This window comes from Streptomyces sp. NPDC107559, from assembly GCF_055657365.1.
Genome location: NZ_JBVKBD010000015.1, coordinates 127,506 through 140,523, shown reverse-complemented (window position 1 = coordinate 140,523; position 13,018 = coordinate 127,506). Strand labels below are relative to the sequence as shown.

14 protein-coding genes and 1 pseudogene are annotated in these 13,018 nt (G+C 71.0%); 8 read left to right on the top strand and 7 right to left on the bottom strand.

The window, feature by feature from the left end; genetic code table 11:
• Positions 1-158: 158 nt before the first annotated feature.
• Both ACZ7OY_RS33900 and ACZ7OY_RS33895 read right to left on the bottom strand, forming a co-directional pair.
• Entirely contained in the window at positions 159-644 is a 486-nt protein-coding gene (locus ACZ7OY_RS33900; protein WP_351600897.1) for a DUF1269 domain-containing protein, read from the bottom strand.
• A 115-nt stretch (positions 645-759) separates the two neighbouring features.
• Complete coding sequence (locus ACZ7OY_RS33895) at positions 760-2,022, bottom strand: FAD-dependent monooxygenase (protein WP_471915005.1); 1,263 nt, start codon at positions 2,020-2,022, stop codon at positions 760-762.
• Between the two features lie 125 nt (positions 2,023-2,147).
• On the opposite strand from ACZ7OY_RS33895, the gene ACZ7OY_RS33890 reads away from it, so the two are divergent.
• The 4 genes and pseudogenes from ACZ7OY_RS33890 (at position 2,148) to ACZ7OY_RS33875 (ending at position 3,866) form a co-directional block, all read left to right on the top strand.
• Positions 2,148-2,627, top strand: coding sequence for a hypothetical protein (locus ACZ7OY_RS33890; protein WP_471915004.1), 480 nt, complete (start codon positions 2,148-2,150; stop codon positions 2,625-2,627).
• Between the two features lie 30 nt (positions 2,628-2,657).
• Positions 2,658-2,942 (top strand): annotated as a pseudogene (locus ACZ7OY_RS33885) (LLM class flavin-dependent oxidoreductase); the annotation flags it as partial.
• A gap of 65 nt (positions 2,943-3,007) precedes the next feature.
• Positions 3,008-3,172: a hypothetical protein gene (locus ACZ7OY_RS33880; RefSeq protein ID WP_471915003.1), complete on the top strand. Its 165-nt coding sequence runs from the start codon at positions 3,008-3,010 to the stop codon at positions 3,170-3,172.
• Positions 3,173-3,185: 13 nt separating this feature from the next.
• Positions 3,186-3,866 (top strand): NADPH-dependent F420 reductase, encoded by a 681-nt coding sequence (locus ACZ7OY_RS33875; RefSeq protein ID WP_471915002.1) that lies wholly within the window; start codon positions 3,186-3,188, stop codon positions 3,864-3,866.
• 110 nt (positions 3,867-3,976) lie between these two features.
• Here the strand turns inward: ACZ7OY_RS33875 and ACZ7OY_RS33870 are convergent, their stop codons facing one another.
• Positions 3,977-4,636, bottom strand: coding sequence for an MSMEG_1061 family FMN-dependent PPOX-type flavoprotein (locus ACZ7OY_RS33870; protein ID WP_471915001.1), 660 nt, complete (start codon positions 4,634-4,636; stop codon positions 3,977-3,979).
• A 128-nt stretch (positions 4,637-4,764) separates the two neighbouring features.
• Here ACZ7OY_RS33870 and ACZ7OY_RS33865 point away from each other — a divergent pair, with 128 nt between their 5' ends.
• Positions 4,765-5,322, top strand: a complete 558-nt coding sequence (locus ACZ7OY_RS33865) for a hypothetical protein (protein ID WP_471915000.1) — start codon at positions 4,765-4,767, stop codon at positions 5,320-5,322.
• A 72-nt stretch (positions 5,323-5,394) separates the two neighbouring features.
• On the opposite strand, the gene ACZ7OY_RS33860 is transcribed toward ACZ7OY_RS33865, so the two are convergent.
• On the bottom strand, positions 5,395-6,249 hold the full coding sequence (locus tag ACZ7OY_RS33860) for a carbon-nitrogen hydrolase family protein (RefSeq protein ID WP_471914999.1): 855 nt from the start codon (positions 6,247-6,249) through the stop codon (positions 5,395-5,397).
• A gap of 244 nt (positions 6,250-6,493) precedes the next feature.
• On the opposite strand from ACZ7OY_RS33860, the gene ACZ7OY_RS33855 reads away from it, so the two are divergent.
• Together ACZ7OY_RS33855 and ACZ7OY_RS33850 are read left to right on the top strand one after the other, a co-directional pair.
• Complete coding sequence (locus tag ACZ7OY_RS33855; RefSeq protein WP_471914998.1) at positions 6,494-6,922, top strand: VOC family protein; 429 nt, start codon at positions 6,494-6,496, stop codon at positions 6,920-6,922.
• Between the two features lie 331 nt (positions 6,923-7,253).
• Positions 7,254-8,183, top strand: coding sequence for an ADP-ribosylglycohydrolase family protein (locus tag ACZ7OY_RS33850; RefSeq protein WP_471914997.1), 930 nt, complete (start codon positions 7,254-7,256; stop codon positions 8,181-8,183).
• 60 nt (positions 8,184-8,243) lie between these two features.
• On the opposite strand, the gene ACZ7OY_RS33845 is transcribed toward ACZ7OY_RS33850, so the two are convergent.
• Positions 8,244-9,089, bottom strand: coding sequence for an oxidoreductase (locus tag ACZ7OY_RS33845; RefSeq protein ID WP_471914996.1), 846 nt, complete (start codon positions 9,087-9,089; stop codon positions 8,244-8,246).
• Positions 9,090-9,196: 107 nt separating this feature from the next.
• On the opposite strand from ACZ7OY_RS33845, the gene ACZ7OY_RS33840 reads away from it, so the two are divergent.
• Positions 9,197-10,111, top strand: a complete 915-nt coding sequence (locus ACZ7OY_RS33840) for a LysR family transcriptional regulator (RefSeq protein WP_471914995.1) — start codon at positions 9,197-9,199, stop codon at positions 10,109-10,111.
• Positions 10,112-10,182: 71 nt separating this feature from the next.
• Here ACZ7OY_RS33840 and ACZ7OY_RS33835 read toward each other — a convergent pair whose 3' ends face one another.
• Both ACZ7OY_RS33835 and ACZ7OY_RS33830 read right to left on the bottom strand, forming a co-directional pair.
• The gene (locus ACZ7OY_RS33835) at positions 10,183-12,009 is read right to left on the bottom strand and encodes a sacsin N-terminal ATP-binding-like domain-containing protein (protein WP_471914994.1); all 1,827 of its coding nucleotides are present in this window, start codon (positions 12,007-12,009) and stop codon (positions 10,183-10,185) included.
• Positions 12,006-12,905 (bottom strand): hypothetical protein, encoded by a 900-nt coding sequence (locus ACZ7OY_RS33830; protein WP_471914993.1) that lies wholly within the window; start codon positions 12,903-12,905, stop codon positions 12,006-12,008. The genes ACZ7OY_RS33835 and ACZ7OY_RS33830 overlap by 4 nt, the downstream gene beginning before the upstream one ends.
• Positions 12,906-13,018 lie beyond the last annotated feature (113 nt).

Genomic DNA, 13,018 nt, shown 5'->3' with positions numbered 1-13,018 from the left:
GACAACCGCCCCTCCCCCGCACAGGAGTCACGCATAACCCATGTGGCTCACTCGACCCGTCGCCTCTGCGGATCGGGGATGTCGTGGGGGGTGCGTCCACGCCGGAGGCGGGCCCAGGACGGGACCGTCTCCTTCGTGGACGCACGGCGCACCCGGGGTCAGCCCTCGAAGATCTCGCGGAGCTTCGCCTCCTGCTCACCGCTGAGGTTGGAGCGGATCAGCTGCGCGTGGCCCCCCGGCAGCTCCGCCTTCACCCGGTCCACCACGGCGTCCTGGGTGAGCAGGAAGAGCGCTGAGGTGCCGGGGGTCACCTCGGCCTTCACGGTGTCGATGAGGTCGTCGTCGATGCCGACGTCGGCGAGGCTGCCGCCCAGCGCGCCCGCCGCGGCCCCGATCGCGGCGCCCAGCAGCGGCACGAAGAAGATCAGGCCGAAGAGCATGCCCCAGAACGTCCCCGACAGGGCGCCGACGCCGGTGAGGTTGCGCAGTTGCCGCGTCTTGGGCTTCTTCGCGCCCTCGGGCCAGCTGACGACGGCGGCGTCGACCACCTTGATCAGTTCCTGCTTCTGCAACCGGAGCAGAGCGTCCTCCGCCTTGTCGGCGCGATCGAAGGAGTCGAACTTCCAGACGGTAAGAGTCGCCACGTTTTTCCTCCAGTGCACGCGGGAGATACCCGAGGTCGGTGCGACCAGTAAACGATCCCGCCCGAAATGGTGCATCTCGACGCATGGGGTACGAAGGCCGCCCGGCGGGCACTCCTCACGCCGCCCCGAGGCCGCCGGACTTGCCTGCAAAGCCGCCCTGGTCTCCTGAATCGGCGGACGGCGACAGGTAGTCCTCGACGGTCACCGAGTTGTGGAAGCGTGCGCTCTTGGTGGTGAGCCGGACGAGGGCACGGCTGGGGCCCGCGGGCAGAGCGGAGATCAGGCGGGCGCCCTGCGCCAGCCCCCACACACCGAGGCGGGACGTGGGGATCAGGGTCTTCGCCGCGCCCAGCGCGACCGCGCGGCTGCCGTGCACGTGCTGCGCCATCGCGCGCTCGTAGGCGGGGAAGGCGCGCTCGTGGTCGCCGCCCGCCCGCGCCAGTTCTCCGGCGAGTACGTACGCGCCGACCACGGCCAGGCTGGTGCTGCCGCCGACGGCCGGACCGGGGCAGTAGCCCGCGTCGCCGACGAGCGTCACCCTCCCTCTCGACCAGGTGTCCATGCGCAGCTGCGTGATCGAGTCGAAGTAGAACGCCGGGGTGCGGTCGAGTCCGTCGAGCCAGCCGTCCACGTCGGTGTGCAGGCCGGAGAACGCACCGCGCAACAACTCCTTCTGCCGGGGCACGTCGTGGTGGTGGCAGTCGAGTTCGCGCTCGCTGCGGAACAGGAACAGCACCCGCGCTTCGCCGAGGTGCCGCGCGCCGTACATGCCGGCTGTGCGGCCGACACCTACGTGAATGACGAGTTCGCCGTCGAGGCCGGTGACGTCCGGCAGGGTCAGCACCCCGAAGTAGGCCCCGATGAACGCGTCGGCGCGGGAGTCCTCGCCGAAGACGAGGCGGCGCACGTTGGAGTGCAGTCCGTCCGCGCCGACGACGAGGTCGAAGCGGCGCGGGGCGGCGTTCTCGAAGCGCACCTCGCCGTCGGGCCGGATCGCCGTGATCGAGTCACCGAAGACGTACTCGACGTCGTCGCGTGTGGCGTCGTAGTAGATCTCGCTCAGGTCGTCGCGCATGATCTCGACGTGCCGCTCGAAGGCACCGCCGAAGATCTTGGAGAGGTCCGCCCGTACGGGTCGCCGTGCGCCCTCCCGATGGACGGTCAGCCGGTTCGTGCCGGTGGCCCGCGCCTCGACCCGCGGGAGTACGCCCATCCTCTCCGAGATGTCCACCGCGGGCCGGAACAGGTCGACCGCGTGGCCGCCGGTCCTGCGCAGGGTCGGCGCCCGCTCGACGACGGTCACCGAGTAGCCGTGCCGAGTGAGCCAGTACGCCAGCACCGGACCGGCGACGCTGGCGCCGGAGACGAGAATCCGCATGACACTCCTCCTGCTCGTTCAGGTCCGGGTCCGCCGTCGGGATCGGCCATGAGCCCACTGTCTCCACCGGCACCCGCCGACGGATTGGACGAATGTTCCCCTCGGTCCTGCCGGATACTTACGGTGTGCTGCTGACCTGGATCGCGGAGATCGCGGACGAGCCGCTGGTGCTGGAGCCGACCGACCGGCGGGTGGAGTGGGAGACCAATACCTGGTGGCTGGGCATGGCGGAGGACAGGCGGCCGCCCTCGGTGCCCGAGGTGGCCGCCGCCTTCGAGCGGACCGCCGAGGGTATTCGGCTCCGCATCCGCGAGACCGGTTTCACCGGGGTGGCGACGTTCTATGTCTGGCATGACGAGCAAGCCGGTCAACTGCGGTGCTCGACCGGATCGGTGGCTGCGGATGAACTGCCGTTCGACGGCGCCTACATACCCTCTGACGAGCTCCGTCCGGTGATCGAGGCCTTCCTTCGGGACGGGCATCCGGGCGTGGTTCCCGGATCGCATCCTGACGATGTGCCCGCCCCGGCGGAACCGGCCGCGCCGGCAACCGAGTCGGCGCCCCTCGCTGTCTGGGTTCGCAGTGTCGGACCGGTCACGCCCTGATCCGTTCGACTCCCCCGTCACGGACGGCACATCCCGCGTCCGCGGCGTGAGCCGCGTCGGCCGCTCGACGACGGAGCCCGGGTGCTCCGCGCCGCGCGCCTCGCCGAAGACCTGGGCTTCGACCACGTCGCGGCCCGCAACCGTCTCGTGGACAGCGGCTTCGGCCTCGACACGGGCCCGCTGGTTCTGCTGTCGGCCGTCGCGGGCGCGACCACACGCCTGCGCCTGCTGACGTCCGTACTCGTCGCGCCGTACTACCCGGCGCTGCCGCTCGCCGGCCAGGCGGTCACCCTGGACGTCGTCTCCGGCGGCCGCCTGATGCTGGGCTCACCGCCTGCACCCTGTGGCTGCCGCTCGCGGCCGGACAGGTCGAGAAGGCCATGGAAATCGAGAAGGCCACGGAATGGGTCGCCGCCGAGGTGGCGCCGCAGCTCACCCGAGGCCTCGGCGGGGACGACCGAACCCGTCGCGTCACCACCGCCCGCGGCAACGACCCTGCGATCCGCAAAAGCCAGTCGGAAGCGGAATCCGCGGCCGCGCTGTGAGGTTGTCACCATCATGGCTACTCTCGGACTCATCGGCAGTGGACACATCGGCGGCACGCTGGCCCGGCTGGCGGTCGACGCCGGCCTGGACGTCGTGCTCAGCAATTCGCGCGGCCCCGAGACGCTCGGCGACCTGGTCGCGGATCTCGGCCCACGGGCCCGCGCGGCGACTCCGGCGGAGGCCGGCGCGGCGGGCGACTGGGTGGTGGTGACCGTGCCGCTCAAGGCGTTCGACCAGATCCCGCAGGCTCCGCTGTCCGGCAAGACGGTCATCGACACCGGCAACTACTACCCGGAGCGTGACGGCGAGATCACCGCACTGAAGGACGGCACCACCACGGAGAGCCAACTCCTCCAGGGCCATCTGCCGGACGCGCATGTGGTGAAGGGATTCAACAACATCTACTTCCGCCACCTGGGCGAGCTGGCCCGCCCGAAGGGAGCGCCCGACCGCACCGCGCTGCCCCTCGCGGGCGACGACCCGGCGGCGGTGCAGCACGCCACCGAACTGCTCGACCTGCTCGGCTTCGACGCGCTGGCCTACGGCGACCTCGCCGACAGCTGGCGCTCACAGCCCGGCACCCCGGTGTACGGCCTGCCGTACGCGGGCGACGCCTCCGACTTCATGAACGTCGAGGCCACCCCGGCCGGAGCCGACATCATCCGCGCCCGCATCGAGGCCGCCGCCCGCTGACACCTGGCGGACGTGCCGGCCGCTCCACGCTCGCCGCGCCGCTCACCCGGGCGGGGCGGCGAGCGGAGCGGGGGTGCCGGCCGGGGGTTCGGCCGTCGCGGGCCGGCCCGTCACTCGTACCGGTATTTCAGCGAATCCGCCTCCACCTGCTCGATGTCGGCGAGCGTCAGCTCCGGCATCCGCAGCTGGGCCAGCGTCACCTCGGCCGAGGTCGGCTGGGCATCCGCGGACAGCCACTGCTCAGGCTTCCAGGCACCGCTGCGCAGAAGGGACTTGGGGCAGTGCGGGTAGACCTCCTCGATCCCGACCACCAGCGCACTGGTCGGCGGCTTGCCCACGGGGGTCAGCTGCGACAGGAGTTCCGGCCGGGTGGAGACGCAGGCCCGGCCGTTCACCCTGAGCGTCGTGGTGCGCCCGGGGACGACGAACAGCAGTCCGGCCCGCCCGGTGGCGATGACGTTCTGGAGGGTGTCCAGACGCTTGTTGCCGGTCGCGTCCGGTATCGCCAGCGTCCGTGAGTCGAGGACGGCGACGAACCCGGCCGGCCCGCCGCGCGGGGAGACATCACAGTTGCCCTCGGCGTCCACGCTGGCGACCAGGACCAGCGACGAGCATCCGACCAACCGCCGGGTCTGTTCGGTGAGTTCCGTCATCTGCTTGCGCACGGCCGCGTCGCCGGGAAGTGCGTAGACCCGGCGCAGGGCGTCCTGATCGGACACGGCGTCGAGGTGGAGCGAGTCGAAGGCACTGCCGACAAGAGGTGACGTCATACCCCGACCCTAACGGGCCGACCCGCGACCGACCCCGGTCAACGGGCACCGGGACATGGAGACACCTTTACACGATCGTGGACCGTGACGTGGTGGTTCTGGTCGAGGTTCGGCGTCATGATCCCTTCATGAATGACAGCGAAGCGCCCGTGTACGAGGTGTTGTACGGATTCGACCGCCGGACCACGTCGGTCCTGGCGATCTCGGCCCTGTTCAGTGTGCTGGTGCTGGTGCCCTCCGTCGACATTCCGCTGGGCCTGCGCATCGTGGGCATCCTGCTGTTCGGTGGTGGCGGACTGATCATGGCCGCGGGAGCACTGACCCGGAAAACAGCGTTCAGAGTCGACGCAACAGGCATACTCCTCGGCGGGTCTCCCGTCCGCTATCGCGCCACCACGGCGCATGTGCCGTGGCAGGACATCACGGCCGTGGTGCTGTGGCAGCAACCGGTGCCGCACAGTGTGCTGCCGTGGGTCGGCGTCGCCCGGCGCGAGGGCGCCCCGCCGCTGCCCGGGTCCGGGCAGGGACGCATCGCCCGCTCCATCGGCGAGGCTCTCACCCCCGTACCGGCCGAACTGCTCGTGGCGTCCAGGGCCATGACCGGCTGGCGGCTGGACCGAAGCCGACTCGCCGCCGCCGTCGCGTACTTCGCACCGGGGATCCAGGTGGTCGAGCACACGCTTTAGCCAACGCCGTACGAAGTCCAGCGCGGGCGCGCGGTGCGGGTGTCCGTCCGATGCCGGATCACCAGGCCCGGCTCATACGTCAGCGCCGCTGCGGGGGTGTACCGGGGCTGTGAGCGAGGGGTCGACCAGAACCGGATCCTCCGCCCGGGCCCCCGCCAGGACGTCGGGCTGGAGACAGGCGGTGGCCAGGCCGGGTTCGGCGGTGCCCGCATCGGCGAGCAGCGTGCCGTCCGGGTTCCATACGGCGCTGCCGCCGCAGCCGTGGTACGGGCCGCTGGGCCCGCTGTGATTGGCCAGCAGTACATAGCTGGTGTTGTCCAGGGCCCGTGCGGGGAAGACCGTTGCGCGCTGGCGCTCTCCGCTTCCCCGGCTGAACATCGCGCCGACCACGTAGGCGTGACAGCCGCCGAGGGCGGCGGCCCGGGCGTGCTCGGGATAGCCGGAGTCCCAGCAGATGCCGAGTCCGAGTCGCCAGCCGTCGAGATCGACGGTGCAACCTCGGGAACCCGCCCCGAAGCCGGCAGCACGCTCGTTCGGGGTGACGTGCTGTTTGTCGTACTGGGCGGCGAAGCGGCCGTCACGGCCCAGAACCACGGCGGAGATGCGCAGTTCGCCGGTCTCGGGGTCGCGGGTGGGTGCTCCGGCCACCACGGCGCAGCGGGTCTCGGCGCAGGCGGTGGCCAAGGGGTCCAGCCGGGGGTCCGCAGCGCTCAGCGTGTAGGTCGCGGGGTCGGCCACGATTCCCGGCAGTTCGTAGCCGGTGAGGAAGAGTTCCGGCAGGACCAGCAGGTCGGCGCCCTGGTCGGCGGCGCGACGGACCAGGGCGGCGGCAGCGGCGACGTTGGCGGCGACATCCAACCGGACACAGGCCGCCTGACCGGCCGCGACGGTGAGTGGTGCGGCAGGCAGGCCGTGAAGATCATCCATGGTGAACCAAACTACCCAAGCAGGCCAAGGGCCGTGGACCGACGTTGCCCACGGCCTGCCATGCTGACTAGAGTCGGCCGGGTGACTGCCGGGTCGGCCATGGGCCATGCACGAGTGAGGTTCCCGGCCTCGGCGTGAGCACGAGGCGGGCAAGAGACCCGCCGCCCTTCTCCGCGTCTTTGCTCCCGGCGCCCGCGCACGGCGCCCCCTTCACACGAGTCCCAAGACCGGAGACACACCACTGATGTCCCATGCCCAGCCGTACCCACAGGACCCCGAACCGGCCACAACTGGCGTCCAGCTGAACCACACCGCCGTCTACGCAAGCGACCGGCACCTGTCCGCCGAGTTCATCGCCGCGATTCTGGGCCTGAGGGTCGGCGCCCCGTTCGGCCCGTTCCTGCCCGTCGACCTCGGCAACGGCGTCACGCTCGACTACTACGAGAAGCGGGACGAGCCCATCCAGTCGCAGCACTACGCCTTTCTCGTACCGGATGCGCAGTTCGACACCGTGATCGCCCGCCTGGAGGTGATCGGGGTGACCTACTACGCCGACCCCGGCCACACCGAACCCGGCAGGATCAACCGCCTGTTCGGTGGCCGCGGCGCCTACTTCGACGACCCGGACGGCCACAACATGGAGGTCATGACACGGCCCTACGTCCGCCCCTAGAGCGCGCCCGGGCCGTGCAGCTCTGTTGCGGCTGATCGTCGAAGAGAGCGATGGACCGTGGTGGCGGGGCAGGCACTGCGCGGGCCCCGCCCTGCTGTTCCGGCGGTACGGCCGACGTCAAGGACAGCGCTGCCGGGCAACACCCCCTACGACGGGCCTTCGCCCGCGGGCCGCAGACATGGCTGTCCTGGTGTGGAACATGCGCCGCTCCCCGAGGGACCGAACGACAGAGATACTGCACAAAGTATCCGGTCGGTCACTTCAAGCAATGTCTCGTGGCGCGCGTGGACGCAACGGATCAGCGTCCGCGCAGCACGGATAGCCTGCGCGCATGGAGCGGATACAGCGGGTCGCCGGTGCGATCGTCGGCTCGGCGGTGGGGGACGCCTTGGGCGGCCCCTTCGAGTTCGGCCCGCAGGGAGCGTTCTCCGCGCGGTTTCCGGCCGCGGGGATCGGTGGCGAGATGTGCGGAGGCGGCGGCTGGGACCCCGGCGAGGCCACTGACGACACCCAGATGGCCGTCCTGGTCGGGGAGTCGCTGCTGGAGCGGGGCGGACTGGATCTGCCGGACGTCTTCGCCCGCTTCCAGCGGTGGGCGGCATCGGAGCCGAAGGACATCGGCTTGCAGACCGAGGATGTCCTGACCAACGGGATGCCCTGGGACCTCGCCGCCGCGATCCATTTCCAGGTCAACCGACGAGCAGCGGGAAACGGCTCCTTGATGCGGGCGACGACCTCCGCCGTGCACTTCGCTGCCGCCGGTCAGGAAGCCACCATGGACGCGGCCCGCAGCATCGCTGCCCTGACCCACGGCGACCGGGCGGCCTGGGAAGGCACCGCGATCTTCCACGAACTCGTCCGCCTCACCCTCGAGGGCGACGATCCCCTCGCCTCGCTCCCGGGCGTCCTGGACCTCGTCCACCCCGACCACCGCGACCGGTACGCGACTGTCCTCGCACCCGGCTGGCACCCCGATCGGGCCACCGAGTTCAACGGTGCCGTCTGGCCCTGTCTGGGCTCCGCCGTCTGGGCCCTGCGCACCACCGGCAGCTTCGAGGACGCGCTGCGTGCGGCGATCGACCTCGGCGGTGACACGGACACCGTCGCCGCGGTGACCGGAGGTCTCGCAGGGGCCTACTACGGACTGGACGCAGTCCCCGACCGCTGGACCCGGACGCTCCATGTCCCGCTGCCGGGCTTCGACGGGCGGGTCCTGCATCTGGCAGAGCTGCTCCACCTCGCGCAGCGCCTCGGAGGCTGAACCGGGTCCGCACCGGCACCGGACCGCGGTTCTGCCTCTGGTTCGCACCGCGCGAGCGCGTCACTGCGGGTCGAAGCCCGTCCCCCGGGAGACCTTCTCCCACGCGGCGAGTTCGGCCCGTACCGAGTCCAGGTGGCCGACGAGGAAGTCCACCGCGTCACCGCCGAGGGCGAGCCGCAGCGGGGTGTTCTCGGCGTCCAGGGCCAGCCGGATCGCCGCGGCGGCCTTCGCCGGGTCCCCGGGCTGGGCGCCGTCGCCTTCCTGCACCAGCTTCCGGGTCGCGCCGACCTTCTCCTTGTACGCCGGGTGCTCCTCGGAGAAGTAGGCCGCGCCCTTGCCGAACAGGTTGGTACGGAAGGCACCGGGCTCCACGATCAGCACCTTGACGCCGAACGGCGCCACCTCGTCGGCCAGGCCCTCGGACAGCTGTTCCAGCGCCGCCTTGGTCGCGCTGTACGCGGAGAATCCGGCGAAGGACAACTGCCCGCCGAAACTGCTGATGTTCACGATCGATCCGCTGCCTCGCTCCCGCATCTGCGGCAGCAGCGCCCGGGTAAGCCGGGCCGGGCCGAACACGTGCAGCTCGAACAGGTCACGCAGCTCGTCGTCGGTGGTCTCCTCGAACGCCCCGACCTGCGTGCGCCCGGCGTTGTTGACCAGCACGTCGACCCGGCCGTAGCGAGCCAGGATGTCGGCGGCCACCGCGTCGATCCGCGCGCCGTCCGTGACGTCGAGGCCGATCGCCTCCACCCGGTCGGGGTGCGCGGCGACCAGGTCCGCCAGGCCCTCGGGCCGCCGGGCCGTACCGATCACCGTGTCGCCGGCCGCGACCGCGGCTTCGGCGATGGCCCGCCCGAAGCCGCTGCTCGCGCCGGTGACCAGCCAGACCTTGCCGTTCTCGGTCATCTCTCGTCTCCCCCGTCACCTGCCGTCCGGGACCTTCCCGCCGACGGCCCCCATCCTTCGCCAGGATCCGGCACCACGTCCAAGATCTGCTGTGATAGCCATGCGTTATGGACGTCCACGGACGCGATCTGCGCTACTTCGTCACGGTCGCCGAGGAACTGAACTTCACGCGGGCCGCCGAGCGGCTGTTCGTCTCCCAGCCCGCGCTCAGCAAGCAGATCCGGATGCTGGAGAAGCAGCTCGGTGCGGGTCTGTTCCACCGAGACCGGAGGGCGGTGCGGCTGACGGCGACAGGGGAAGCGCTGTTGCCGCATGCCCGCGAGTTGCTGACCGCCTGGCAGGCCGCCGAAGCGGCGGTGGAGGACGCGAAGGCCGCCGAACGGCACACCTTGGTCATCGGCATGTCCACCAGCCCGGGACGCGGGCTGCTGCCCGCTCTCCGCACCCGGCTGGTGTCCCTGTACCCGGACGTACGGCCCGTCCTTCGGCAGGTCAACTGGGCCGACCCCAGTGCCGGCCTGGCGGACGGGTCCAGCGATGTGGCATTCGTCTGGCTGCCGCTCCCGGACGGCGAACGCTATCGGTACGCCATCGTCGCCCGGGAACCACGTGTCGTGGCGCTGCCGCATGGTCACGCCCTGGCGGCACGGGCCGCGGCCGATCACGAGGGTGCGGTGGACTTCGCCGATCTCCTGGACGAGCCGTTCCTGGCGCTCCCCCCGGAGGCCGGGCCGCTGCGGGACTACTGGCTGGCCCTGGATTCCCGTGGTGGCCGCGCGCCCCGGATAGGCGGAGTGGTGGCCAGCGCCGAGGAGACCCACGAGGCGGTCGCCAACGGCCAGGGGGTGGCACTGCTCGCGGCCGGCAACGCCTCCCTGGTCGTGCGGGACGAGGTGACCGCCGTACCGGTCCGCGGCATCTCACCCTCCCGACTGGCAGTGGCCGCGCGCATGGACGACCAGCGGCCCACCGTACTGGCCTACCTGGCCGCAGCGGAAAGGTTAGGAGCCGGCACCTCTTGACCACCCGATCCGCACCGCCACCGGTAACCCCGCCCTCGGCGTGTGGCACACCGGCTGTGACCGCGCCGTTGTCACGCGCCGGCGACCGTCCGCGCGAAACGGGACCAGTCGGTGAACTCCCAGTCCCAGCGGCGGCAGACGCGCTCCTTGGGCACGTCGTCCTGCGAGGGGTCGAGCAGCATCAGTTGGGCGTGGCGGCCGTCGCCGACGACGATGGCGAGCAGATAGCCGCCCGGTTCCGTCAGCATGAGGGACATCTCGTTGTTGGTCATGGCGAATCGCGCATCGGGCCGGTCCACCTTCTTGACCTCGATCCGTACGGGCCTGCCCTGCGGGTCCGCTCCTTCGAGGTCGTAGCCGACGTTCTGTCCGCTGACGTCACGCAGCGCCCAGCCGAGCTGGTTGAGGTATTCCTTCGCGGCGAGTTCCGCCGTCCGCCAGCGCGTCAGCACGGACGCCAGGGAGCCGGAAGAGCGCGGGGCCGCCTTGGTCACCCGGATGCCCTCGGCCGGGTCCGCGACGGCAGGCGTCGCGTCCTGTGCGGCGGGCCCGGGCACGAGCCTGCTCTCCGCCTCGGTCAGCCTGCGCCCATGGGTGCGGGCGACGTCCTTGAAGTGTTCGCCGAGTCGTGAGCGCAGCGCGTCGGACAGTACGGCGGGGTCCGTGCCGGCCAGAGCGGCGGCGAAGTCGACGCTGCGCAGGCCCAGTACGGCCTTCAGGGCTCGGGCGGCGCCTTGATTGCGCTTCTCGTACAAGGCCGTTGGGGCGCCGTCGGGAAAGAGGACGGCGATGTCCTGCGGCTCCAGCGGGAGCGGCGAGTGGGCGAACGGCGGCCGCCGTGCGGTCATTTCCTCTCTCAGTGACGTCACCAGCAGCTTGCCGGCGGACGCGGTGGCCGAGACCAGCACGCTGCGCAGATCCTCGCCGTCCAGGACCAGCTGCCACAGCCGCTCGGACACCGGGTCGCCCGGGGAGCGCAGCCGCTCGGCGATCGCGCGGGCCGCGTCGGCCAGGACCCGGCGGGTCGACTCGTCCGCCGTCACCGCGTGGGTGCGGGACGGATCGGTGAGGAGGTCACCCGAGACGATGACGGGCAGACCCACTTCGTCCTGGAGCGGCAGGAAGCACGCCAGACGGCCGCGTACGCCGGTCATGGCGAGGGCGCGTGCGTCGAGCGGTACCGCCACGGTCGCCGATCCTTGCCGCAGCAGGGCGAACACCGCCTCGTCCCCGCCCAGGCTCAGCCGGACCCGCGCGGTCTCTCGTCGGACGTGGATGTCCTGGCCCCCGGCCGGGGTCGAGGTGCGGATCCGGGTCACGTTGCGCAGGAACAGCGCGCTGAGCGGGTCGATCGCTCGGGGCGCTGTCGTGGTGCCGGGCCGGCACACGACGGTGAAGGCCACGCCGTCGACGGGTGCGTCCGTGTGCACCTCGGCGGGTATCCGGATCAGCGGTACCGCGTTCTCCCCCGACTCGCCCAGCAGGGCCGCGGCAGCCGCCCTGTCGAACGCGAAACGTACGCCCGCCGACCGGACTTCGATGCGGGAGGCGATCGCCGCGAGCGACTTGAAGCCGATGCCCCGATAGCCGATCGAGTCACCGCCGCGCGCCTTGGTGGAGCTGGCGCTGCGGCACAGCGCCTCCACGTCCGCGGCGTCCAGGGACCGGCCGTCGTTGCTCCAGCGCAGCCGGCCCTCCCCCAGGTCCTCGACGACCACGGACGTGGAGCCGGCGTCGTCGGAGTTCTGCAGCAGTTCGTAGGGCACCCGGTCGCGATAGGTGTCGGCGAGCAGGTCCTCCATCCGCGCGATCTCGCGGAACAGCCCGGGGGCCTGCGCGTGCTCGCGTACGAGGGCCTTCTGCAGCGCGGCGACGGCGGTCGCCATCGGGTCGGTCACAGGTCCTCCGCGTCCAGCACGCGCACGACGACGCGGGTCGGCTCACCGGCGAGTTCGTCCAGGTCGAACGAGCACTGGGCGATCCAGCGCGGCAGACGCGACGGCAGTGCGGCGCCCTCCCCGACGGGAACCCTGCCGTACAGCGACACCTCCTGTTTGTCGAGGAGGAAGTCGGTGTCGTCGAGCACCTCGACGGCGAGTCCGGGCATGGGGACCTCGAAGGGGCACTCTGCTTCGACGTCGTACTCGTCGTCGGAGCCGTCTCCCCGCCACGACTCCATCGCGATGCAGTCGGCCAGCAGTTCCCCGGCGGACCCGAACTCGGCGAACCCGCCCAGGCGTACCTGCAGCGAGCCGTCGCGCTTCTTGCCGACGACCGTGGCGTCACAGGCGGTGGGCTTCAGCCGGACGGCCTCGTGAACCGTCTCGTCGACCATCTCGACGGGCAGCGGCCGCGTCTTCGGCGAGGACCAGACCAGGTCGAGGTTGGTCTCGCTCAGGTCGAAGGAGGTCACCTGGAGCCTGATCTTCTCGGGCTTGACGGGCTTGGAGCACTCCCAGGTGCGGCTGGACTTGGAGAACCGCACCGGTCGCTTGCGGGCTTTCTTGATCGTCTCCAGCAGGGCGTGGGTGTACGTGACCAGCTCGGGCCGGTCCACCGGGCTCAGCCCGAGCAGCAGGGTGGGCGGGTAGCTGTCGTCGTCGCTTCCCGTGAACCGGTCGGTCCAGTCCTCGGGCAGGAACCGCGCCGTGCCCGATACGACGATCTCCTGGAAGTGCTCGTCGTCGAAGCTGTCCGTGACGAGTCGCGCTCGCACGTTCTCGACCTGCCAGCCGACGAGTGACAGAGCCAACTCGTCGATCTCGACATCGAGTTCCTCGACCTTCTTGGCCATCGGAGACCCACCCCTCCCGCTTGCGTCTTCCCAGGTCAGCCCAGTGATTCGGGTGACTCGCAGACCATATCCCGCCGACCCTCACGCCCTCGTACCGCCCGCACCGCCCACGG